Raw genomic sequence first — 22,143 nt, forward strand, 5'->3', positions numbered from 1 at the left:
ACTTTTAGCGTCAATTAAAAATGGGTGTATTACCATAATGATAGTTGTCATTGTCATTATGCATTTTGTAATTTCCAATTGCGTAAGCAACTATCTTCGGAGAGAAAGGTACAAATATTGCTCCAATATCGCGAATTACTGGAGGACAAGTGTCCCTCACCATAGACCTTGCTCCATCTAAGTTAACACCAATAATTGTGCACCCTTTCTCAATTGCTACTTCGGCCTCCCAACGAACATATTTATGCTTACTTTTAGTGTCCTGACCAATAAGGAGCACATATTTTCCTGCCAAGTTTATACGTTCTCGACATTTACGTTTTATATACTGTTCATTTTCCGAATTAACGGCAGCATTTAATTGACAATCCGCAAAGTTAAAATTGATATTTTTATTTGCTTTCCATGCCAGCATTAGCCAGTAATTGTGGATATCGGTACTACTGAAACCTACGAATGCCCTTGGCAATCCCATTTGACTCTCCTTGTAATTGATGATGTTTACTTAATTGCATGCGCCTCAGGGGTCTGGTCTTGCTTTGTGCCATCCCCTACCACTACAAAAAATAAGTGATTTAACCTTAAACCAGCTGTTACATTTACCGAAAAACCACTCTTGGTCAAGCATTTAAATGGCGTGTGCTTGTATGGCTGGATGGCGTTGGTTTACGCTGGTGGTTAAGCAGAGTGGTGCTTGGCGATTTAATGAAGAGTAGTTAGTTTGCCGGCGGTAACATAAAAGCCCGTAGTTACTGTTTATTGCGCATCCAGCGCTGCGCCTCTGTAGTCCAATTTATTTCGACCATGCACGTATTTGTTGTTCCATTACCCTATTCGAGACTACCTGCCCTTCCCGGACATCTTTCAGGCCGCGCTGAACCATATGCTCAAACGCTAATTCGCGCAAAATCTCTTCATAACTGGCATCATCCGGTTGGGATTGAACAATCTCAGTTATCTTTTCTTTCACATCAGACATCTTGCACTCCAACTTACTTGCCCGGATCTGCTTAATAAAACTCACAGCTTTTGACGGATTTCATTTAATACCGTTGCTGCATCACGGCCCTGATTGCCGTCCTGTTCATAAGCGTCAAGCCGGCGATCCAATTCTGCCCGTTGCGCATCGGTAACCGGCAGCGCTTGCTGATCTTGCGCAATGCTGTCCCACAAATCTTCAACCAATTGCACTCGTTGCTGCAACGGTAAATCGCGCAGTGTTGGATTCATAATAGCCCCGGACGAATAATGTTTCAGTTAGGTTAAAGCATAGCGTAAGTTAGTTTGCCGGCAGTAACATAAAAGCCCGCCCCTCAGGGTCAGGCCTTGCTTTTTGCCCACCAAAGTCAAAAGACAAGACCCTAGAGCGTGCCGTTGCGGGTCCGCTTGAGCGATGGGTTAGGCCGCGGTGTTGATAACGGCTTCTATGCGGAAGCCTTCTGGATCCACGACGTACGCCGCATAGTAGTTGGGTCCATAGTCAGGGCGAAGACCCGGTGCGCCATTGTCTTTACCTCCATTGCGAATTGCGGCGTCGTAGAAGCGGTCGACAGACTCGCGACTTGGAGCCGAAAAAGCAAGATGAAATCCGGGTCCGGGGGCTACTGACGCATTCTGATGCTGCTTTAGCGCGAGTTTGTCGCCGCCGCCTGGCTTTCCATAGCCTACGGCTTGAGTGTCCTCATCGCCTTCGAAATCCGTCCACACGCGAACGTAGCCGAGAGGTTCGAGGGCGGCGTCGTAGAAGTCCGTTGCTCGCCGGAGGTTTGTGACACCAAATGAGATGTGGTGAAGCATTAGCATTATTTCCTTCGATACTGTGCAAAACGACAAGTCCAGCCGACAACGCGCTGCCTAAGGGTCAGGTTTTGCTTTTTGACATGCCCCACTGCGACAAAATAAATACGTGATTTAACCTTAAACCAGCTGTTACATTTACCGGAAAACCACACTTGGTCAAGCATTTAAATAGCATGCTTTCAGATCGCTGGATAGCGCTGGTTTGCGCTGATGGTTAAGCAGAGTGCTACTTTGCGAAGTACTTTACAGTTTATCCCTATAGCCGGGCAGCCCCCCACTTATACCCGGCGTTATTTCACATCTGTTTCACGCCGCAGCCGTTACGCTTCGATGCCTAAATCATTGAAGAGGTAACAGCATGCCGCTATCTGCTTTAAGTACCATTGCACTGACGAATGTCAGTCAAAGCTTCAGCCACCACGGCCATCAGGTGCGGTTGTTTCAGCAGCTGAGCCTGCGCATTGAACAAGGCCGCTCTTATGCCATTACCGGGCCGTCGGGCTCGGGTAAATCCAGTTTATTAATGCTGATGGCAGGGCTGGAGCAGCCAAGCGCCGGCCAGGTGGCCTATCTGCAGCATGGCCGCAGCATGGCGCTGACGCAGCTGCGACACGACATTGGCTTTGTGTTTCAGCAGTTTCATTTATTGCCGGAGCTAACCGCGCTGCACAATGTGGCCTTGCCGCTTAAATTACGCGGCGAAAAAAATGCCGAAGCCACCGCCAGCGCCTGGCTGGAAAAAGTTGGCCTGGGCCACAGGCTTAACCATAAACCGCAGCAACTAAGTGGCGGCGAGCAGCAGCGTGCTGCCATCGCCAGAGCCTTAGTATTTCAACCGAAGTTTATTTTCGCCGATGAACCCACCGGCAATCTGGATAGCAAAAGTGCCGCAGACGTGGCCGATTTGTTGTTTGACTGCTGCCGGCAACACGGTGCGGCGCTGGTAATAGTAACCCATAGCCCGCCACTGGCCGCAAGGGCACAGCAGGTGCTGGCTTTTAATAATGGCAACTGTGCCTTGCTGGCAACGCCGCAGCTGGAGGTGCAAGATGCGTGCTACTGAGCAATTACGGCAGAACCTGCAGCTGGCCTGCCATTTTTATCAGCAGCAAAAGCGGCACAGCAAAGAGCGCGTGCTGCGCTGGGTACAAGGCATTCTGTTGCTGTTTATTGTTACGCTAAGCCAGACCAGCGCCAGTATTCAGATTTATCTGGGGCAGAACTTGGCCAACCTGCTGGGCGCCGATTTAGTGCTAAGCCAACCGCGCGCGCTAACGGCCAGCCAATACGCAGAACTCGCTTCGATGGCAGAGCAAATTGTACTCACTGAAAGCTTAACCACTACCCTGACCCACAACAACCAATGGCAACGGGCAACACTAAAAGCCGTGGCTGAAGATTACCCATTGCAGGGTGAACTGCGAAGCGCGGCATTTCCCGGCGGACCGGATAGCGCCGGCAGCCAGGGCCCGGCGGTCGGTGAAATCTGGCTTGATTCGCGCTTACTGGCCGCCTTAGGGCTGCAGATTGGCGAACAGCTGCGTATTGGCGGCCAACAGCTGAATGTAACGCGCATTTTACTGCATGAGCCGGACCGGCTGATGGAGGGCCACAACGTGGAGATGCGCGCCCTGCTGCACCGTCAGGATCTACAGCAGTTCGCTGCTTTGGACGATATTATTCAGCACCGCTATCTGGTTGGCGCTAATGCACAGCAAATTGCTGCTATCCGGCAGTGGCAAAAAACGCATTTACCGGCGGCGCAGTTGCACCATAAGCACGGCGCCCACCCTTTAGCCTTGTTTTGGCAGCGTACCGAAAACTTTATTGGTTTAGCCTCGATATTATTATTTTTTATGGCCGCCATCGCCATGCAGCAACTTAGCCGGGCGCAACTGGCGCAACAGCAGTTTTTCAGTGCGGTGTGCTTAAGCCTCGGCGCATCGAAACAAAGGGTGCTGCAAATATCGTTGCTGAAGTGGCTGTTCGGCCTGCTGTTGTTATTGCCGCCGGTACTGCTGCTGTCTGCGCTGTGTCACTGGTTGGCGCTGCAATGGCTAAAGGCGCACGTCTTTGCCGGGCAAGAGCTGACCGGCAGCTTCGCCACGCTAATCTGGCAGCCCGACATAGCACTGGCAGCAAAAGCGGTGTTTGCCAGTGCGGTGATCTTTTTTGTGTTCAACTTACCGCTGTGGCTGGCGCTGTGGCAATGCTCAGTGCGGGAGTTAATTCAGCAACAGCAACGCAGCATCAGTAACGCCGTGCTGTTTGGCTGCGCCTTGCTGGTGTTGGGGGGCGTGGCGGCACATTACTCGGATAACGGCCTGCTTACCGCTATGCTGCTCGGCTCGATGCTGATCAGCATTGTGCTGCTGTTAGTGCTGAGCTGGCTGGCACTGTCGCTGGGCGAAAAGCTGAGCCAGCCGTTTTCCGGTTTGCTGCCGTTTGCACTTTATATGATGAAGCAGCGCCTGCTGAGCAAAACCACACAGATTTTAGGCATAGGGCTGGCCGCCTTCTTATTGCTGTTTACCCTGATGCTGCTAAAAGATTTGGGCGACAATATGGCGGCCCATCAGCGGGCGCATGATGGCAACCTATTGGTGACGCAGGCAAGTGCAGCGCAAATGGCCGACATTCAGGTATGGGCGGCGCAGCATAATATTACCATTCGCCAGCATAAGCCGTTTATCTATGCTCAACTAAGCCATATCAACGGTGGCCTGCTCTCTGAGGTGATACAAAAACCCAGCGACAGCCTGGCAAGCTTTAACCGCCCGGTGCGGCTGCATTGGAGCGCTGATATGCCCGGCAATAACCGGCTGGTTAACGGCCAATGGTGGCACAGCACAACTGACAACTGGCAGCAGCTGTCGGTAGAGCAGGAAGTGATGACCGACCTTGGCCTGCAGCTGGGCGATAAGTTAGGGCTGATGATAGCAGGGCACTATATCGAGTTCAGCATTACCGCCTCGCATGCCTACCAAAGCGGCGCCGGCGCTATTACCTTCTGGCTGCAAATGCCGCCTGCAGCGCTTATCCATATCAGCGCGCCGCATTACAGCATGGCCAGCCTGGAGCTGCAGCCACAGCAGTTTTCGTTACTACCAAAGCTGTGGCAGCAACACCCGTCGCTGCGCATGGTATCGCTGCAAGAGCTAACGCAACGCTTTGACAGCAGCCTTGCCATGGCAACCCGGCTTATCAGCGGCTTTGCCGGCTTAATTATGCTGCTGGCCGGCATTGTGATGCTGTCTTCAGTGCATGCCGTTGAAGCCAAAGAGCAGAAAAAGAACAGCATTATTCTTAGTTTTGGCCTGTCAAAACGCACCTGCCTGCAGCTGAATATGATTGAGTGGTTGGTAACCGGCGCTATTGCCGCCTGTGGCGCCATTGTTGCCACCTGGCTGGCCGGTTTACTGATTTATCAGTCGCAATTTTCCCTGACCTACCAGCCTGATCTTAGCTGGTTGCTGGGCACTCTGGCCGTCATTATCACGCTGGTGACAGCACTGGGTATGGCGCTGAGTAAACACAGTTTGTCCGGCTCGGTGCGCCAGCTGCTGGCGGAGTAACTGCCGTGGCGCAACAACAGCGCCGCCATTTTTCACATGCGTCTTTTCACATGGCTTTTTCACATTCGTTTCACAGCGACTTTGCCATGCTGGCAGCGCAACCCCATTTTTGGAGCACTAAAATGAAACAACTTAAAATTTATATCCTGATTTTCGCTACCCTGCTTAGCGCCTTGCTTTGCACGCTGGCCAGTCGCCCGGCCTTTGCCGCAGTGCCCGACAGCAAGCGTATTGTTATGGTACTTAGTGGCTACGGCCAGCCGGAACAGCAAGCGCCGGGCTATGAGTTTGATGAATTTGCCAAAGCCTATCTGGTATTTACTGCCCATGGTATTAGCGTCGATATTGCCAGCCCGCAAGGCGGCGCAGTAGAGGCTGATAAATACGACCCGACCAAAGCCTATAATCAGCAGGTGCTGAACGACGCGGAGATTATGACGAAGTTAAACAATACCCTGAGTACCGCGCAGCTAAAGGCCGGCGACTATCACGGTATTTTTATCGTAGGCGGTAAAGGTGCCATGTTTGATTTACCAAAAGATCCTGCCCTGCAGCAACTGATCGCCGCTGTCTATCAGCAGCAAGGTTCAGTGGCCGCGGTATGTCATGGCCCGGCGGCACTGGTTAACGTTACATTAGCCGATGGCAGCTATCTGGTGGCCAATAAAGCGGTAAACGGTTTTACTAACGAGGAAGAGCGCTTATTTGGTAAAAAGTGGTTGGCCAAATTTGACTTTATGCTGCAAGACAAGCTGATTGAACGCGGCGGCCGCTTTGAGCACAGCCCGATGATGCTAAGCCATGTGGCGGTGGATAACCGGCTGATCACCGGGCAAAACCCGGCGTCAACGGTGGCGACTGCCCGGGCGCTGCTGGAATCCTTGGGTATTACCCCGCAGCCGATGACACCACACAAGGATGACGCCACCCTGGCGCTGGTGGCTGAGCTTTTAAACGGCAAGATTACTGCAACGCGGCTGTTAGCGGCCGATGCCGCGCAGTATCAGCTTGAATTGCTCGGCATGTACGGGTATTACTATGTTAATACTGCCAACACCACACAACAGTGGCAGCATGCGCTAACGCTGATGCAAGCGGGCCAAAGCGCCATTAACAACCCGTCGCTGGATATGGCTATTGCACAAACTCAGCTTAAACTGAATGATAAGGCCGCAGCACGGGCCACCCTGCAGCAGATTTTGGCCGCTAAGCCCGACTTTGCCGCAGCAACAGCGCTGTTAGCGACTTTGTAGCTTTAAACTTTATTGATTTAGACCCGAATGGATTGAGTGATGAACAAGCCCGCCGCCCTGCAGGTACTGCTGATTGAAGATGAGCTGAGTATTGCGAAAAACATTGCCGGCTATATGGAGCAAAAAGGCCATATCTTTGATTTTGCCGGCAATGGCAAACAGGGGCTGGCATTGGCGCTGCAACAGCATTACGACCTGATCATTCTGGACTTGAACCTGCCGGGTATGGACGGCCTGCAGTTATGCACAGCGCTGCGACAACAGGCCGACCGTCATATTCCGCTTCTGATGCTTACCGCCCGCGACAGCATCGATGACAAGCTGGCTGGTTTTCATGTCGGCACCGACGATTATCTGACCAAACCGTTTTCGCTGCAGGAGCTGGAAGTGCGTTGCCTGGCGTTGTCGCGCCGTCATCTGTTGCAACAGCAGCACACGATAACCCTGGGGCCGTTAGTGCTGGATAAACAGCGCCGAATAGCCAAACGCGATGGCCAGCAGCTGGCACTCAACGTGATGGGCTATAACATTCTGCTGCTATTGGCCGAGGCCTACCCGCAGGTGGTCAGCCGCAGCGAACTAAGCCAGCATTTGTGGCGTGATGAACCGACAGAATCTGACGCGCTGCGCTCGCATATTTATCAGTTGCGCACCGTGTTGGATAAGCCTTTTGCTTATCCGCTGTTAAAAACGGTATTTGGCGTCGGTTTTACGCTGGAGATAGCCGCAGCATGAGCGCAAAAACCGCCAACAACAGCACCAAATTTCACAGTTTAAGCCGGCGTATTGTCGTGCAGTTCTGTGTTTTTACCCTGGTGATTTCAGCCGTTTACAGCCTTATTTCTTTTACCCTGATGTATACGCTGGAAGACAGCTTTATTGAACAGCAATTGCAGCAAGAAGCGGCCTATCTTAGTGCGCAATATCAGCAAACAAGTAACTGGCCCGCGCCAAGAAGCCAGTCGATGCAACTGCACTTTAGCCGTGACAGCCTGCCCGGTGAGATACGGCCAAAAGCACAGGCAGAGCCAGAGCGCAAAGAGTTCTTCGGCCAGCAGGGCCGGCATTATCACTTACACACGGTGAGTACTCAGCCAGAGGTGTTGCTGCTGGCCGAAGTGAGCCAGCAGTTACTGGTGCGGCCTATTAGTGGCGGAGTGTTGCAGTTTCTGCTGATCAGCGCCCTGCTTGTCAGCAGCATTGCCTGCCTTATCGCCTGGTTTGTCAGCCGCCGCACCACCCGGCCGCTGAAACAACTGGCGGCACTGGTCGATAGCGCTGCTCCACAGCAGTTGCCGCAGCGATTTTCTGAACATTTTGCCAGCCAATTTGCCAATGACGAAGTAGGTATTTTAGCCCGCACACTGCAGCAAAGCCTGGGCGGTATCGCCCGCGCGCTTGAGCGCGAAAAAAGCTTTACCGCTGATGTCAGCCACGAGCTGCGCACCCCGCTGGCCGTAATAAAAAACACAGTAGAGCTATGGCAAAGCCAACAGGCAGAACCTGACGCTGATCAGCAGCTAATGGCGCGCATTTATGATGCCGCGGTGCAAATGGAGAAAACCGTGCAAACCCTGCTGATTCTGGCCAGAGAAGAGCATGCCGCCGCTAAACACAGCAGCACGGCACTGATGCCGCTGCTCGAGCGGGCAATTTTGGACAACAGCATGCTACTAAATGACAAGCCGGTGACGGTGCAGCTGTGTGACAGCTGCCGGGTTAACATTAATGCCAATGCCGACATGCTAAAAGTGCTGCTGGATAATCTGCTGAGTAATGCCTTTAAATACACTGAAGCCGGCGAGGTCAGCATTGCCTTTAGTGATAACTGCCTGCAGATCCGCGACACCGGCCCTGGCATAGCGGCCGATATTTACCCGCATATTACCGAGGCCGGAGTAAAAGGCCGGCACAGTACCGGCTTTGGTTTTGGCTTAGCCATCGTCAAACGATTGTGTGAACATCAGGGCTGGCAGATGAGCGTTAGCAGCGGCGGTGGTAGTAACGATCAGGGCAGCGGCGCTCAAGGTAGCAGCGGCCCTGCTAGAATTAATACCGGCACCTTAGTCAGTGTCGGATTTAGTCACTAACCTTACCACCGCCGACATAGCGATAATCAGAGAAGGTGTCGGTTGAGACTTCATCAATTTGAGTAAAAAAGGCAAAGGTGCCTTTCATCTTCATCTGCTGCTGTTGTGGCAGTATTGCGCTGTCAATTTTAATAAAGCGCAGCGTCAGGTTAAATTCGCTGATATTGGCACTAAACAGCGGCGAAAAGTGTGCCGTGTTGCTAATTTCAATGCTGTCGATATAGTGCTGTTGTTTATCAAAGCGCAGCGAGCCTTGCAGTTTTTTGCTGACATCCTCTCCCAGCTGACTAAGATACACCCCAAAACTGGCTTGCAGATGTTGTGGGCTGTCAAACGTCAGTTGCAAGCTATCCAGTTGAATAAGCTCACTTAGCTTGACAGAAAAATTCTGTTGCCCGACTTCTTTAGCCTGCTGCTGTTTTGCCGCGGCAAACTTTCGCTGCAGCTTCTTATCCGGTGTTCGGCCATTAATGCTGAGCAACTGCCATTGGCTATCAGGTGCGTTTGCCGGCTCATACAGCTCGATACTGCTGCTGATATCGCCCTCTTCGTTTTCATAGCGTTCAATTCGATAAGCCCAATCCCGCCGCGAGCGTTGTTCAAACTGGCTGATAGCTGCGGCAACAGTGCGTTGCAAATCTGCCGCTGCTGTGGCCAACTCATCAACCGCCGCATGCTCTGTGCCACTGATATCTGCTGCCTGCAGCTGCGCCGCCAAGCCAATGCCAAGCAGCAACCGATAATATTTTTTAGCCATACTGTGCCTTATTGATAAACCAAACAGGCACTCAACATAACGCCGGGCTTGTGAAACCGGCGTGAAATGATAATGTCAGCAACGAATGCAATGGCAAGGCAGGGCAGGGAAACGGCAACGGACGGCTTTCGGAAGTGAGAGTCTGTTTTTAGCGAAAACGGAGATGCCGTTTAATTTTGTTCTGACCCTAATAATCGCATCGTCATACATGTAGCTGCCTTTTCAGGTAACATAAGCAACAAAATCAGTAACACCAACATCGTGACCGAGCTGGTGCAATAGCGTGCTAAGCTGGCCGCGGTGATGGGTTTGGTGATTAAACATATGCGCTACGGCAACCCAGGTAGGGTGTTCACGCGCCTGGCCCTGCGAATTACTGTAGCGCATAGTACCGGCCAACTGCGCAGCGGTTAGCTCATCAGTAAAACGGCTAATGACGTCATCGGTCGCCACTCTTTGCACGCTAAGTTCGGTAAAATCAGCATACAGCTCATCACGTAGCGAGCTAAACTGCTGCACTAAATCGGCCTGCTGTAGTGCTGTCATATCAGGAAAGGCGGTAGCGAAGCGGCCGAGCCAGATGCGATCGGCCAGCAGAATATGATTTAGCGTAGCGTGCACAGAGCCAAAGAACGCGCCGAGATGTTTTTTGCGCTGGTCTCCAGTTAAAGTGGCTACCAGCTTATATAACCTGGCGTTAAACTCGCGGTTATATTTGGCAAAAGCCTGCATTTGCTGCTGATGTGCTGTCATCTGTCCTCCTCTGCCACGCGCCGGTCTAATGCTGGTTCAACTGCAGCAAATCCCACTTATTGCCGTATAAATCCTGAAACACTGCCACAGTGCCGTAACGTTCCTCTCTGGGCTGTTCGTTAAACTTAACCCCTTTGGCTTGCATGGCATGATAGTCGCGCCAAAAATCGTTGGTGTGTAAAAACAAGAATACCCTGCCGCCGGTTTGGTTGCCCACGGCAGCCTAGCCGTATAAAGCGCGATGGCATCGTCGTAATCGGCCACCAAAAGTGCGATATTGCCGATTATTTTTCGGTACACCTGCTAAGTACCAGGTTTCATCGGTCACAATTCAGATACAGCAACACTTTTTGTGCTAAGCGGGATAGGAGAGCCGGGCTTCCAGGTTCTAACTATATACAGTGCCTCTTCCAACTGCTCACTGTTTAGCTTCTGTTGTAACGTTTCCCTAACTTCAGTGGCGTTCTTGTTGCCGCCAGCAGCCGCCAAGCTGATTAACACATAGGCAATAACATCATTTTTCTCAACGCCTTGCCCTTCAGCATACTTCGAGCTCAGAATATATTGTGCAATGGCAGTTCCCTGTTCTGCGGCCTTACGATACCAGATAGCCGCTGTTTCATTATTCTTTGCCACACCGCGTCCGTTAGTATACATCAGGCCCAAATAAGTTTGCGCAGTTGCATGCCCCTGCTCCGATGCCTTGAGATACCAACCAACCGCAGCTTGATAGTCCCTCGCTATATCCGGGCCATCGGAATACATCCTACCCAATTGAAATTGCGCACTGGCACTTCCCTGCTCAGCTGCCTTGCGATACCAAACCTCAGCTGCTTTGTAATCCTTTGCTACACCGCGCCCGGAATCATACATCAGGCCCAGATTAACTTGCGCAGCAATATATCCTTGCTCAGCAGCCTTACGAAACCAAGCCGCTGCTGTGTTATCATTTTTCGCGATTCCCAGACCATTGACATACATCCAACCCAGATTAAATTGTGCAAGCGCATCATCATGCTCAGCTGCCTTGCGATACCAAGCTAATGCTGCTTGGTAGTCCCGCGCCATACCAACACCATTGGCATATAGCCTACCCAAGTTAGTTTGGGCCGCAGAATAACCCTGCTCTGCTGCTTTACCATACCAAACCGCTGCGGCTTGCTCATTCTGTTCCACACCGCGCCCATTGGCATACATAACGCCCAGATTAAATTGGGCAAGGAAATCGCCTTGCTCAGCCGCCTTGCGATGCCAAGCCATTGCCACTTTATCATCCTGTTTCACTCCCCGCCCGTTGGCATACAGCACACCCAAATTATATTGCGCTTTGCTGTCCCCTTGCTTAGCGGCTTTACTATACCAAGCGGCTGCTGTTTGCTCGTCTTTTGCCACACCGCGACCATTGGCATACATTTCGCCCAGATAAGTTTGTGCGGCAGCATAACCTTGCTCTGCAGCCAAACGATACCAAGCCGCTGCTGCTTGCTCGTCCCGCTCAACTCCCATCCCATTCGCGTACAACAAGCCCAGAGTACTTTGTGCTGCGGCATGTCCTTGCGCAGCTACCTTGTGATACCAGGCCGCCGCTGTTTTATCATCCTGCTCCACACCCCGTCCTTTGGTATACATAAAGCCCAAATTAAATTGGGCAGCCGCATCCCCTTGCTCAGCGGCTTTATGAAACCAAGCTGCTGCGAATTGATCATCCTGCACCACACCTTGCCCGTTGTAGTACATCAAGCCCAGCTGATATTGCGCGCTAACATTCCCCTGCTCAGCCGCTTTACGATACCAAGCCTCAGCTTTTTTATAATCCTTTGCCACACCGCGCCCATTGGCATACATTTCGCCCAGATAAGTTTGTGCGGCAGCGTAACCTTGCTCTGCAGCCAAACGATACCAAGCCGCTGCTGCTTGCTCGTCCCGCTCAACTCCCATCCCATTCGCGTACAACAAGCCCAGAGTACTTTGTGCTGCGGCATGTCCTTGCGCAGCTACCTTGTGATACCAGGCCGCCGCTGTTTTATCATCCTGCTCCACACCCCGTCCTTTGGTATACATAAAGCCCAAATTAAATTGGGCAGCCGCATCCCCTTGCTCAGCGGCTTTATGAAACCAAGCTGCTGCGAATTGATCATCCTGCACCACACCTTGCCCGTTGTAGTACATCAAGCCCAGCTGATATTGCGCGCTAACATTCCCCTGCTCAGCCGCTTTACGATACCAAGCCTCAGCTTTTTTATAATCCTTTGCCACACCGCGCCCATTGGCATACATTTCGCCCAGATAAGTTTGTGCGGCAGCGTAACCTTGCTCTGCAGCCAAACGATACCAAGCCGCTGCTGCTTGCTCGTCCCGCTCAACTCCCACCCCATTCGCGTACAACAAGCCCAGAGTGCTTTGTGCTTCGGCATGTCCCTGCGCAGCTGCCTTGTGATACCAGGCTGCCGCTGTTTTATCATCCTGCTCCACACCCCGTCCTTTGGTATACATAAAGCCCAGATTAAATTGGGCAGCTGCATCCCCTTGCTCAGCGGCTTTATGAAACCAAACTGCTGCGATTTGATCATCCTGCACCACACCTCGCCCGTTGTAGTACCTCAGGCCCAGCTGATATTGCGCGCTAACATTTCCCTGCTCAGCCGCCTTTTGATACCAGACCACTGCCGATTGCTCATTCTGTGCCACACCATGCCCGGAAGCATACATCCAACCCAGATTATATTGCGCATTGGCATTTCCCTGCTCAGCCGCTTTACGATACCAAGCCTCAGCTGTTTTATAATCCTTTACCACACCGCGTCCCGTGGCATATATCAGGCCCAGAGCAGTCTGAGCAGCGACTTTCCCTTGCTCAGCGGCCTTATGATACCAAGCTACCGCCGCTTGCTCGTCCTGCTCTACACCTTGCCCTTTTGCATACATTCCCCCCAGCTGATATTGTGCAGCGGTATATCCCTGCTCAGCAGCTTTATGATACCAAACCACTGCCGCCTGCTCATCCTGCGTTACTCCACGTCCCGAAGCATACATCAGGCCCAAACTATATTGCGAAATAGCATTCCCTTGTTCAGCAGCCTTGCGATACCAGTGCACTGCGGTTTGATCATCCTGTTTTACACCACGCCCGGTACTAAATATCCAGCCTAAACTAGCCTGGGCCAAGATATGTCCCTGGCCAGCGGCCTTATGATATAAGACCCCTGCAGCGTACTCATCCCGGGTAACACCTTGTCCCGAGGCGTACATCACCCCCAAATAATATTGTGCAGCGGCATGCCCTTGCTCAGCAGCCTTTTGGTACCAAACTGCAGCAACTTGATTATCCTGTGCTATGCCGCGGCCAGTGGCATACATCACGCCCAGATTAAATTGCGCAGCAACATTCCCGCGCTCAGCGGCTTTATGAAACCATGTCACTGCCAGTTGTTCATCCTGCGCCACTCCAAACCCAGCGGCATACTTCATCCCCAGTTGATATTGTGCGTCAACATACCCCTGCTCAGCAGCTTTACGATACCAGGCCACTGCCGCCTGGTCATCCTGTAACACACCGCGTCCGGTGGCGTAAATCACGCCTAAACTATATTGCGCAATGATATGTCCTTGTTCAGCAGCCTTAAGATACCAAGCCACTGCCTCTTGTATATTCTGTGCTACACCGCGCCCGGTGCTATATTTCCAAGCCAGAGTAGCTTGCGCTCCGGCAAGCCCCTGTTCGGCAGCCTTGCGATACCAGCTTACGGCCACTTGATCATCCTGTACGACACCTTGCCCCTTGGCATACATGGCCCCCAGATTATATTGCGCAGTCCTGTTTCCCTGCTCTGCAAGCAGCTGCCACTCCTTAACTGCGGTAGCGAAATCCCCTGCGCTATACGCATCTGCCCCTTTATTAAAATCAGCATTGCTGCTGAAACTAAATAGAAGAACCAAAACAGCAAGTAAACAGAACTTTTGTTTCATGATTAATAAGGGCATAACAAAATAGTTGAATGGGATCGATGCTATTAGAATTAGCGGTTTAAAGGAACAACTTATTTACCAGACATTACCAACACAGTCCCGACATATTGCTGTCTTTTTATGCGACATAAGCAACAAAATCGGTGACACCAACGTCATGGCCAAGCTGGTGCAATAGCGTGGTTAGCTGGCCGCGGTGATGGGTGTGATGGTTAAACATATGCGCTACGGCCATCCGGGTAAAGTGTTGCGGCTAATGCTGGTTCAACTGCAGCAAATCCCATTTATTGCCGTATAAATCCTGAAACACTGCCACAGTGCCGTAACTTTCCTCTCTGGGCTGTTCGTTAAACGTCACCCCTTTGGCTTGCATGGCATGATAGTCGCGCCAAAAATCGTTGGTGTGTAAAAACAAGAATACCCTGCCGCCGGTTTGGTTGCCCACGGCAGCTTGCTGCTGCGCGTTACTGGCTTTGGCTAACAGTAAATGGCTGCCACTGCTGTTGGGCGGTGCAATTTCCACCCAGCGCTTGCCGCCGCCCAAATCGGTATCGACTACCAGGCTAAATTGCAATTTAGTGGTGTAGAACGCGATGGCATCGTCGTAATCGGCCACCAACAGCGCGATATTGCCGATTTTTTGTTGTACTGGTTGTTGCTCTGCTGGTTGTAGCGGCTCAGACATCTGCTTGCTTCCGTTTTTTACTGACAGCCGATTCTACAACAACTTTAGCGCCGGGCGAAAAGCGGCGATACCAGCTCGCCTGCTCATCGCTCTGCGCTGTTGGCGTTATTTTTTATCCGACGCTTTTACCAACGACAACTGATACACATCGTGGCGCCGGTCTTTCATGGTATTAACACTGCCATGGGTGTGCAGCTCTTTTAGTGCATCCAGGTCAACATCCACTATCAGTAGCATTTCAGAGTTGGGTGTGGCCTCGGCTTTAATGCCGGTGGTGGGAAAGGCAAAGTCTGACGGCGTAAACAATGCTGACTGCGCGTACTGAATATCCATATTATTTACTCTGGCTAAGTTACCTACTGCTCCGGCAATGGCAACATAACACTCGTTTTCTATCGCACGGGCCATAGCGCAGTGCCGTACCCGGGTGTAACCGTTTTGCGTGTCGGTTAAAAACGGTACAAACAAAATATTCATGCCCTGATCGGACAACAGCCTGGCATATTCCGGAAACTCGACATCGTAGCAAATCATAATGCCAATTTTGCCGCAGTCGGTGTCAAATACCTCAACCTTATTGCCACCGGTCATCGCCCAATTGCGTTTCTCTGCCGGGGTAACGTGCACCTTATCGTACTGCTCCCAGCTGCCGTCACGCCGGCATAAAAAGCCGCTGTTATACAGTTTACCGTCGATCAGATACGGCATACTGCCGGTAATAATATTGATGTTGTAGGCAATGGCAAATTCGATAAATTTATCACGGATGGTTTCGGTATATTTTGCCAGCTGGCGGATACTTTCGGTGACGCTTAAATGGTTGTAGTGCTCCATTAACGGCGCAGCAAACAGCTCGGGGAACAGGATAAAATCGCTTTTGTAATCCGATACCGCATCAACAAAAAACTCCATTTGTTCATACAGTTGATTGATATCTTTCATATTCCGCATTTGCCACTGCACCAGCCCCAGCCGCACTTCGGCCTTGGGCGCATTAATCAGCTTAACCGACTTGGTGTAATAGATATTGGCCCATTCCAGCAAGGTGGCGTATTCCTGCGACTGAGTATCACCGCGCAGATAGCCCTTAAGTAATTTGCGCACATGAAAACCATTGGCCAGCTGAAAACTGAGTACCGGGTCGTGAATTTCCCGCACTTTCACTTTTTCAATATATTGCTTGGCACTGAGTTTATCGGCGTAATCGGTATAGTTCGGCATCCGGCCGCCGGCCATAATGGCGCGCAAATTCAGATTTTCGCACAGCTCTTTGCGGGCATCGTACAAGCGCCGCGCCAAACGCAGGCCACGGTAATCCGGGTGGATAAACACCTCTATGCCGTACAACACATCGCCGTTGGGATCATGATTTTTAAAAGAGAAACCGGTGACAATTTGATCATAGGTATGCTCGTCACTGAATTTGCTGTAGTCGATAATCAGCGAAAAGGCACAGCCGACCACTTTGCCATCGACACAAACACACAACTGGCCGTCGGGAAACTTGGTTAGTAAGGTATTAACCACCGGCTCGGTCCAGGCCAGCAACGGCGCATCCTGATACACCTGCTCCGATGCTTTACGTAGTGCCGACATATCCTCATGGGTCAGATGGCGCACTTCAACATGATTGGCTTCCATAATGTCTCCTGTGATTGCAGTACTACATTAAGGGTAACACATAAGGCGCAACCGGCAGTGCTTAAGCCAAACTGCGCCGGTTGTAGTGACACGGCTGATAAATTATAAAGTTGCTTGACCTTGCCACAATGGTAAGGTTTAGCCTGTGATACCTGAAAACATTTATCAAGCCGGAGTAAGTACTATGGCCGCCCCTTTACAATTTACAATTAACGGTATGACGTGCGCGTCCTGTGCCGGCCGGGTAGAAAAAAGTCTGTTACACGTGCCCGGCGTAAGCAGTGCCGCGGTGAATCTGGCAACCGGGCAAGTCAGCGTCACCTTGTCAGCGGCGACTGAGCATAGCGTATTGCAACAAGCTGTCGCTGCTGCAGGTTATGAGCTGGTGCTTAAGCAAACAGCGACCACAGCCGGCGAAGAACAAAACAAGCAGCCGTTTTATCGCCGTGACAGTTGGCCGGTAATGGGTGCTGCCTTGCTAACGCTGCCGTTAGTGTTACCGATGGTGGGCCTGCTGTTTGGCGCAGATTGGATGCTGCCAGCTTTGTGGCAATGGTTGCTGGCAACACCGGTGCAGTTTTATTTTGGCGCCAGGTTTTATAAAGCGGGCTGGCATGCCTTAAAAGCCATGACCGGCAATATGGATTTATTGGTATCTATCGGCACCAGTGCGGCCTATGGTTTATCACTTTATCTGTGGTATAGCTTTGATGGTCACCACGGTGGCCCGCATTTGTATTTTGAAAGCAGTGCCGCTGTGCTTACCCTGGTATTGTTGGGTAAGTTGCTGGAAAAACGCGCCAAACAGCGCACTACCGATGCGCTAAAAGCGCTGGAGAACTTAAAACCCACCTCGGCCAGTGTCTGGCGTGACAATAAGTGGCAAAGCATTAACGCCGCACAGCTGAAACAAGGCGATAAGGTTAAAGTATTACCCGGCGAGCGCATCCCGTCAGATGGTGTGGTCACTAAAGGCAATAGCCAGGTTGATGAAGCGCTGATCAGCGGTGAGAGTATGCCACGGCATAAAACCGTTGCCGACCAGGTTACCGGCGGCGCGGTAAACCTGGATGGCGTGTTGGAGTTTACCGCCTCAGCGGTGGGCGCCGAATCGACGTTGGCCAAAATCATCCGTTTGGTCGAACAAGCACAAGGCGCTAAAGCCCCGGTACAGGCGTTGGTGGATAAAATCAGCAGCATCTTTGTACCGGCAGTGCTGTTAGTCGCCGTTGTAACGGTACTGGCCTGGGGTTATGCGTTCAATGATTGGACACAAGGTATTTTAAACGCTGTGGCCGTGCTGGTTATTGCCTGTCCCTGTGCGCTGGGCCTGGCCACACCGGCGGCCATTATGGCAGGCACAGGTACGGCCGCCCGGCATGGTATCCTGGTAAAAGATGCGATAGCGCTGGAGCAGGCGACAAAAATTGACTACGTCGTGTTTGATAAAACCGGCACTCTGACACAAGGCAAGCCTGAACTGATGCAGGTAACCGCGCTGCAAGGCAGCGAGCATCAACTTGTCGTGCTGGCGTATGCATTATCAGACAACAGCGAACACCCGCTGGCGAAAGCCGTAGTGAAGTATGCGCAAGCACAGCAGATAGCCTTAACAGAAGCCAGCAACTTTAGCGTGGTAGCCGGCAGAGGCGTGCAAGCCAGCGTTGGCCAGCGCCAGCTGCTGCTGGGTTCAGGCAACTGGATGCGTGAGCTTGGGCTGACACTGCCGGACGAGCAAATCCGCATTCAAGGCGCGTCGATATCCTGGCTGGCAGAAATAAAAAACCAAAGCACTGAACTGCTTGGTCTGCTGTGCTTTGCCGACCAGGCTAAAGCCGAAGCCAAAGCAGCGGTGCATAAGCTGCAACAAAGCGGCATTAAAGTCGCCATGCTGACCGGTGATTCAAAAGCAAGTGCCGATTACATAGCCAAACAGCTCGGACTGGATAATGTGCAGGCCGAAGTGCTGCCGCAAGGCAAGGCGCAAGCCGTGGCCGCTTATCAGGCGCAAGGCTTTAAAGTGGCTATGGTGGGTGATGGCATTAACGATGCCCCTGCGCTGGCACAGGCCGATCTGGGTATTGCCATGGCCACCGGCACCGAAGTCGCCGTCAGCGCCGCTGCCATTACTCTGATGCACGGCAATCCGCAGTTAGTTGCCGCGGCACTTAAGCTGGCCGGTGCCACCTATCGCAATATCCAACAAAATCTGTTCTGGGCGTTTGCCTTTAACACCATCGGTATTCCGCTGGCAGCGCTGGGCTTTTTAAATCCTATAATTGCCGGAGCTGCGATGGCGAGCAGCAGCGTACTGGTAGTCAGCAATGCGCTGCGCTTACAACGTATGTCATTTAAATAAGGAGCGGCACATGGCAACATTACTGACTATCGGTGATGCCGCAAAAGCCAGTGGCTTAACGGCAAAAATGATCCGCCATTACGAGCAGAGCGGCTTGCTGCAAAAACCAGCGCGCACCGACGCCGGTTACCGGCTGTACAACTCGCAACAGGTGCAACAACTGAGCTTTATTCACCAGGCGCGCCAACTGGGCTTTTCACTGCACGAAATCCAGTCGCTGCTGCAGCTGTGGCAAAACCCGCAGCGTGAAAGCCGGGTAGTTAAACAGCTGGCCGAACAGCATCTGGCCGACATTGCCCGCAAGATTGCCGAGCTGCAAAACATGCAACAGCTGTTACAACAACTGGCCGATAGCTGCAGCGCCGATAGCTCGCCACATTGTGCAATATTGGCGGCACTAGCACCACAGGCAGCGGATTGAAGCCAGCTTATTGGAAGCTAAAGGGTATCATCTGCGGCTTTGGGCGCACTAAAGGCTTTGCTGTAAAAACCAGACGGGTCGAAACAACACACCCGGCGTTTGCCTTCTGCCAGCATATTACAGGCATCATTGATGCGTTTCGCTCTGGTTTTGGCTTGTTTGGCCGACGTGATCCAATGGATCCAATCCAGCCGGGCGATGGTAGTAGTGTCGTGCCAAACCGCACTGGCCTCAGCTGAAGCGGCCAGCGCCTGCTGTAAATCGGCCGGCACTTCCGGCTCAGGCTCTTGCTTAAGCGCGGCAATATGAAGGCGCGCCTCGCTGCCAATATTAGCGCCGGCACCAGCAAGCAACCGCTCACTTAGCGCTAACCAATGGCTAAGTTGACCATCCGGCTCCAGGGTGGCGACAAACGGCTGGCCGTTAATGCTGCCATCTACCGAGACTCTGCCGCGGCGGGGCAGTTTTTCACTGGCCGCTTTGGGCAGCACGATAAAAGCCGTTAACCCGGCACCGGCAGACTGCGCCGGGCTCAGTACAGTGGCAAAGAACTCAGAGTAGCTGTCGTTTGTGGTCATAATAAGCCGGTGTCCTTACTGTTTATTTTCTGCCTGCCGTGCTGCCGCTATATCAGCTAATTTACTATCAAGCGTTGCCCTGCTCAACCACCGACCACGCACCATGACCCCGGCCGGCTGATATAGTACAGATAAGTCATCCAAAGGGTTCCCCTCAACCAGCAGCAAGTCGGCACGCTGGCCGGCTTTTACCTGGCCAAAGCGGTCTTTATCGGCAAAATACTCGCCCACCAGCGCGGTGCCGCTGCGTAAAATATCGTAATTACTCATGCCTGCGGCGGCCATCTGCGGTAGTTCGCGGCGCAGCGACAGGCCGGGCACACTGTATAGCTGCGGCGCATCGGTACCCATTAAAATGGTGACGCCGGCCTCATGTAACGCCTGCAACAAGCGCTGGCGGTTTTGTGCATGCAGCACTGCAGTATCACCGCTGTAATAGGCACCACCCGGCTGCTGCACATAACGTTGCCAACCGGCGATTACCCGCGCCGGCATATATTTCAGCTCGTCATAGCCTTGTAACTGCCTGGCATCAGAGGCGCCAATAATGGTTTGCCACAGCGCCTGAGTCGGCACTACCGCCACATTATGTTGTTTGCTCAGCGCCACCAGTGGCGCCATATCAGCTTCGCTCAGCTCTTTATCAAAACCACCCAGCGCTGCCATATACCCATCCAGATGATCGATGGTACGGCTACCCAGCAGAATAGCCTGCTCAATGCCTACGTCTTGTGGCACATGGCCTGCAAAATCAATACCTTGCTGTTTTGCCTCATCAGCTATCGCCTGATAATGCGTCAGGCTTAAACCCAGGTGAATTTTCAGTAAGTCCCAGCCCTGCTGTTTGTGCTGGCGCACCCGTTCACGCGCTTGTTCGGTTGATGTTACTGTATGCTGGTTAAAGCTGGGGCCGGCCAGGTACAGCGTTGGCCCAAGCCGCTTGCCGCTGGCGATATCGTCTTTTAAGCGCAATTGCTGGTCATGCCCCAACATGCCGCGCACTGTGGTCACGCCACCGGCCAGATACAGCGTTAATACATCGTCTAAATAACGCGCCGGCATGCCGCTAAAGTCAGCCAGCGGCGGCACATGGCCGTGCATTTCGGCAAGGCCCGGCATCAGGTAACGGCCAGCGCCGTCAATCACCGTGGCGCCCTGTGGTATTGCCAGTTCTGCCGAGGGCCCCACTGCGACGATGCGGTCGCCCTGCACCACTACGCGTTGATTGCGCAGCAGCTGATTTGAGTCCATCGGTAATACATGCACCTGATCAAATACCGTAACAGCGGGATCGGCTGACTGCTTTTGCTGCGCCAGCAGCCAGCTATACACGTCCTGGCCGGCATAAACCTGGCGCCAGGCATCGTGTTCGGCTTGCTCCAACATGCTAAAACGCACCTTGCTGTGGCCCAACTGGCGCAGAGTTTCAATGCCGGGGTAAAAGTAGTTTTTATTCACGGCCGAATCGCGCCCCGCAGCAAACACCCATAGTGGCGTTTGTGCTTTGGCTATCGGCGGCATCAGATCCGGATGGCCCCAGCCAACGACTGGTGCTACAGCGGCGAACAGCTGCGGGTGCTTAGCGGCCATAAACCAGCTACCAAAGCCACCATAGCTAATACCGGTTAAGTACAGGCGGCTGGCGTCGGTATGGTAATTGGCTTGTACGTTTTGCAGTATGGCCAGCAAGTCCTGCTCTGCCCGCTCCCAGCCATCAGGCAGTAACGGTGGCACTGTGCTCATATCGCTGACGGGCTCAGCCGGGGCAATAGGCTTGGTAGAAGGAAACATGTCCGGCCGCGGCGGTACGCCATCAGTTAAGCGTTGGGGAATATCAGCACGCGAGCGGTTCGCAATATAAGGTACCTGCCCCATATCAAACATATGCAGCTGCGGCACCACGATAATAAACGGCAAGTCACGCTTTTGTATCCAGGCTTCATACAACGGGCCGTGCAGTAAGGTGTAGTCCAGCTCGTCCAGGCCGTTACCGCGCTCGCCGTTACCGTGTAAAAACAGCATTACCGGCCATTTTTTGGCACTGTCTTGCTGATAACCGGCCGGCAAATAAACAAAATACTGCCGCCCGGCGTTGTCGATACTGCTTTGATAATCCAGCCGCAGCAGCTGTGCTGCGCTGCTCTGTAATGCTCCGGAAGTTTGTGGCGTTACGCCTGTGCTGTTGCTGCAAGCTGTCAGTGCCAGCACTGCCAGTAGCGACAGCCAAATACAAAACTGCTTGTTCATCTTAGCTCCGTTGCCATA

General features: G+C 52.5%; 20 protein-coding genes. 7 read left to right on the top strand and 13 right to left on the bottom strand.

What is annotated here, in order from left to right; translation table 11 throughout:
- Positions 1–10: 10 nt before the first annotated feature.
- The 4 genes from HRH59_RS06015 to HRH59_RS06030 all read right to left on the bottom strand — a co-directional run bounded on the left by HRH59_RS06015 (position 11) and on the right by HRH59_RS06030 (position 1,797).
- Positions 11–475: a TIR domain-containing protein gene (locus tag HRH59_RS06015; protein ID WP_173500376.1), complete on the bottom strand. Its 465-nt coding sequence runs from the start codon at positions 473–475 to the stop codon at positions 11–13.
- A gap of 318 nt (positions 476–793) precedes the next feature.
- Positions 794–979, bottom strand: coding sequence for a hypothetical protein (locus HRH59_RS06020; RefSeq protein ID WP_173500377.1), 186 nt, complete (start codon positions 977–979; stop codon positions 794–796).
- 41 nt (positions 980–1,020) lie between these two features.
- The gene (locus HRH59_RS06025) at positions 1,021–1,230 is read right to left on the bottom strand and encodes an addiction module protein (protein ID WP_173500378.1); all 210 of its coding nucleotides are present in this window, start codon (positions 1,228–1,230) and stop codon (positions 1,021–1,023) included.
- A gap of 168 nt (positions 1,231–1,398) precedes the next feature.
- Positions 1,399–1,797: a VOC family protein gene (locus HRH59_RS06030; protein ID WP_173500379.1), complete on the bottom strand. Its 399-nt coding sequence runs from the start codon at positions 1,795–1,797 to the stop codon at positions 1,399–1,401.
- A 361-nt stretch (positions 1,798–2,158) separates the two neighbouring features.
- Here HRH59_RS06030 and HRH59_RS06035 point away from each other — a divergent pair, with 361 nt between their 5' ends.
- From HRH59_RS06035 to HRH59_RS06055, 5 genes are all read left to right on the top strand, one after another.
- Positions 2,159–2,863, top strand: a complete 705-nt coding sequence (locus tag HRH59_RS06035) for an ABC transporter ATP-binding protein (RefSeq protein WP_173500380.1) — start codon at positions 2,159–2,161, stop codon at positions 2,861–2,863.
- Positions 2,850–5,375: an ABC transporter permease gene (locus tag HRH59_RS06040; RefSeq protein ID WP_173500381.1), complete on the top strand. Its 2,526-nt coding sequence runs from the start codon at positions 2,850–2,852 to the stop codon at positions 5,373–5,375. The genes HRH59_RS06035 and HRH59_RS06040 overlap by 14 nt, the downstream gene beginning before the upstream one ends.
- A gap of 122 nt (positions 5,376–5,497) precedes the next feature.
- A complete protein-coding gene (locus HRH59_RS06045; RefSeq protein WP_173500382.1) occupies positions 5,498–6,628 on the top strand; it encodes a type 1 glutamine amidotransferase domain-containing protein in 1,131 nt (376 codons plus the stop codon).
- A 39-nt stretch (positions 6,629–6,667) separates the two neighbouring features.
- Positions 6,668–7,363: a response regulator transcription factor gene (locus HRH59_RS06050; protein ID WP_173500383.1), complete on the top strand. Its 696-nt coding sequence runs from the start codon at positions 6,668–6,670 to the stop codon at positions 7,361–7,363.
- Complete coding sequence (locus HRH59_RS06055; RefSeq protein WP_173500384.1) at positions 7,360–8,718, top strand: sensor histidine kinase; 1,359 nt, start codon at positions 7,360–7,362, stop codon at positions 8,716–8,718. Before HRH59_RS06050 ends, HRH59_RS06055 begins: the two co-directional genes overlap by 4 nt.
- On the opposite strand, the gene HRH59_RS06060 is transcribed toward HRH59_RS06055, so the two are convergent.
- The 7 genes from HRH59_RS06060 to HRH59_RS06090 form a co-directional block, all read right to left on the bottom strand.
- A complete protein-coding gene (locus HRH59_RS06060; protein WP_173500385.1) occupies positions 8,708–9,475 on the bottom strand; it encodes a hypothetical protein in 768 nt (255 codons plus the stop codon). The genes HRH59_RS06055 and HRH59_RS06060 overlap by 11 nt on opposite strands.
- A gap of 222 nt (positions 9,476–9,697) precedes the next feature.
- A complete protein-coding gene (locus tag HRH59_RS06065; RefSeq protein ID WP_173500386.1) occupies positions 9,698–10,228 on the bottom strand; it encodes a DinB family protein in 531 nt (176 codons plus the stop codon).
- A gap of 25 nt (positions 10,229–10,253) precedes the next feature.
- Positions 10,254–10,445: a VOC family protein gene (locus HRH59_RS06070; protein ID WP_231702413.1), complete on the bottom strand. Its 192-nt coding sequence runs from the start codon at positions 10,443–10,445 to the stop codon at positions 10,254–10,256.
- 107 nt (positions 10,446–10,552) lie between these two features.
- On the bottom strand, positions 10,553–14,209 hold the full coding sequence (locus HRH59_RS06075; protein WP_331460153.1) for an SEL1-like repeat protein: 3,657 nt from the start codon (positions 14,207–14,209) through the stop codon (positions 10,553–10,555).
- A gap of 103 nt (positions 14,210–14,312) precedes the next feature.
- Positions 14,313–14,429: a DinB family protein gene (locus HRH59_RS06080; RefSeq protein ID WP_269435439.1), complete on the bottom strand. Its 117-nt coding sequence runs from the start codon at positions 14,427–14,429 to the stop codon at positions 14,313–14,315.
- A gap of 18 nt (positions 14,430–14,447) precedes the next feature.
- Positions 14,448–14,879: a VOC family protein gene (locus HRH59_RS06085; RefSeq protein WP_173500388.1), complete on the bottom strand. Its 432-nt coding sequence runs from the start codon at positions 14,877–14,879 to the stop codon at positions 14,448–14,450.
- A gap of 105 nt (positions 14,880–14,984) precedes the next feature.
- Entirely contained in the window at positions 14,985–16,520 is a 1,536-nt protein-coding gene (locus tag HRH59_RS06090; protein ID WP_173500389.1) for a carbon-nitrogen hydrolase family protein, read from the bottom strand.
- 184 nt (positions 16,521–16,704) lie between these two features.
- On the opposite strand from HRH59_RS06090, the gene HRH59_RS06095 reads away from it, so the two are divergent.
- Positions 16,705–18,879 (top strand): heavy metal translocating P-type ATPase, encoded by a 2,175-nt coding sequence (locus HRH59_RS06095; RefSeq protein WP_173500390.1) that lies wholly within the window; start codon positions 16,705–16,707, stop codon positions 18,877–18,879.
- Between the two features lie 10 nt (positions 18,880–18,889).
- A complete protein-coding gene (cueR, locus tag HRH59_RS06100) occupies positions 18,890–19,300 on the top strand; it encodes a Cu(I)-responsive transcriptional regulator (protein WP_173500391.1) in 411 nt (136 codons plus the stop codon).
- Between the two features lie 17 nt (positions 19,301–19,317).
- Here the strand turns inward: cueR and HRH59_RS06105 are convergent, their stop codons facing one another.
- A complete protein-coding gene (locus tag HRH59_RS06105) occupies positions 19,318–19,878 on the bottom strand; it encodes a YdeI/OmpD-associated family protein (protein WP_173500392.1) in 561 nt (186 codons plus the stop codon).
- A gap of 15 nt (positions 19,879–19,893) precedes the next feature.
- The gene (locus tag HRH59_RS19180) at positions 19,894–22,125 is read right to left on the bottom strand and encodes an amidohydrolase family protein (protein WP_218573472.1); all 2,232 of its coding nucleotides are present in this window, start codon (positions 22,123–22,125) and stop codon (positions 19,894–19,896) included.
- Between the last annotated feature and the right edge of the window lie 18 nt (positions 22,126–22,143).

The organism is Rheinheimera lutimaris (assembly GCF_013283795.1).
GTDB lineage: Bacteria > Pseudomonadota > Gammaproteobacteria > Enterobacterales > Alteromonadaceae > Alishewanella > Alishewanella lutimaris.

What these genes read in the sequence shown, in the direction of transcription:
- HRH59_RS06015 (WP_173500376.1), bottom strand. Translation starts at nt 475, where the DNA reads ATGGGATTGCCAAGGGCATTCGTAGGTTTCAGTAGTACCGATATCCAC.
- HRH59_RS06020 (WP_173500377.1), bottom strand. Translation starts at nt 979, where the DNA reads ATGTCTGATGTGAAAGAAAAGATAACTGAGATTGTTCAATCCCAACCG.
- HRH59_RS06025 (WP_173500378.1), bottom strand. Translation starts at nt 1,230, where the DNA reads ATGAATCCAACACTGCGCGATTTACCGTTGCAGCAACGAGTGCAATTG.
- HRH59_RS06030 (WP_173500379.1), bottom strand. Translation starts at nt 1,797, where the DNA reads ATGCTTCACCACATCTCATTTGGTGTCACAAACCTCCGGCGAGCAACG.
- HRH59_RS06035 (WP_173500380.1), top strand. Translation starts at nt 2,159, where the DNA reads ATGCCGCTATCTGCTTTAAGTACCATTGCACTGACGAATGTCAGTCAA.
- HRH59_RS06040 (WP_173500381.1), top strand. Translation starts at nt 2,850, where the DNA reads ATGCGTGCTACTGAGCAATTACGGCAGAACCTGCAGCTGGCCTGCCAT.
- HRH59_RS06045 (WP_173500382.1), top strand. Translation starts at nt 5,498, where the DNA reads ATGAAACAACTTAAAATTTATATCCTGATTTTCGCTACCCTGCTTAGC.
- HRH59_RS06050 (WP_173500383.1), top strand. Translation starts at nt 6,668, where the DNA reads ATGAACAAGCCCGCCGCCCTGCAGGTACTGCTGATTGAAGATGAGCTG.
- HRH59_RS06055 (WP_173500384.1), top strand. Translation starts at nt 7,360, where the DNA reads ATGAGCGCAAAAACCGCCAACAACAGCACCAAATTTCACAGTTTAAGC.
- HRH59_RS06060 (WP_173500385.1), bottom strand. Translation starts at nt 9,475, where the DNA reads ATGGCTAAAAAATATTATCGGTTGCTGCTTGGCATTGGCTTGGCGGCG.
- HRH59_RS06065 (WP_173500386.1), bottom strand. Translation starts at nt 10,228, where the DNA reads ATGACAGCACATCAGCAGCAAATGCAGGCTTTTGCCAAATATAACCGC.
- HRH59_RS06075 (WP_331460153.1), bottom strand. Translation starts at nt 14,209, where the DNA reads ATGCCCTTATTAATCATGAAACAAAAGTTCTGTTTACTTGCTGTTTTG.
- HRH59_RS06080 (WP_269435439.1), bottom strand. Translation starts at nt 14,429, where the DNA reads ATGGCCGTAGCGCATATGTTTAACCATCACACCCATCACCGCGGCCAG.
- HRH59_RS06085 (WP_173500388.1), bottom strand. Translation starts at nt 14,879, where the DNA reads ATGTCTGAGCCGCTACAACCAGCAGAGCAACAACCAGTACAACAAAAA.
- HRH59_RS06090 (WP_173500389.1), bottom strand. Translation starts at nt 16,520, where the DNA reads ATGGAAGCCAATCATGTTGAAGTGCGCCATCTGACCCATGAGGATATG.
- HRH59_RS06095 (WP_173500390.1), top strand. Translation starts at nt 16,705, where the DNA reads ATGGCCGCCCCTTTACAATTTACAATTAACGGTATGACGTGCGCGTCC.
- cueR (WP_173500391.1), top strand. Translation starts at nt 18,890, where the DNA reads ATGGCAACATTACTGACTATCGGTGATGCCGCAAAAGCCAGTGGCTTA.
- HRH59_RS06105 (WP_173500392.1), bottom strand. Translation starts at nt 19,878, where the DNA reads ATGACCACAAACGACAGCTACTCTGAGTTCTTTGCCACTGTACTGAGC.
- HRH59_RS19180 (WP_218573472.1), bottom strand. Translation starts at nt 22,125, where the DNA reads ATGAACAAGCAGTTTTGTATTTGGCTGTCGCTACTGGCAGTGCTGGCA.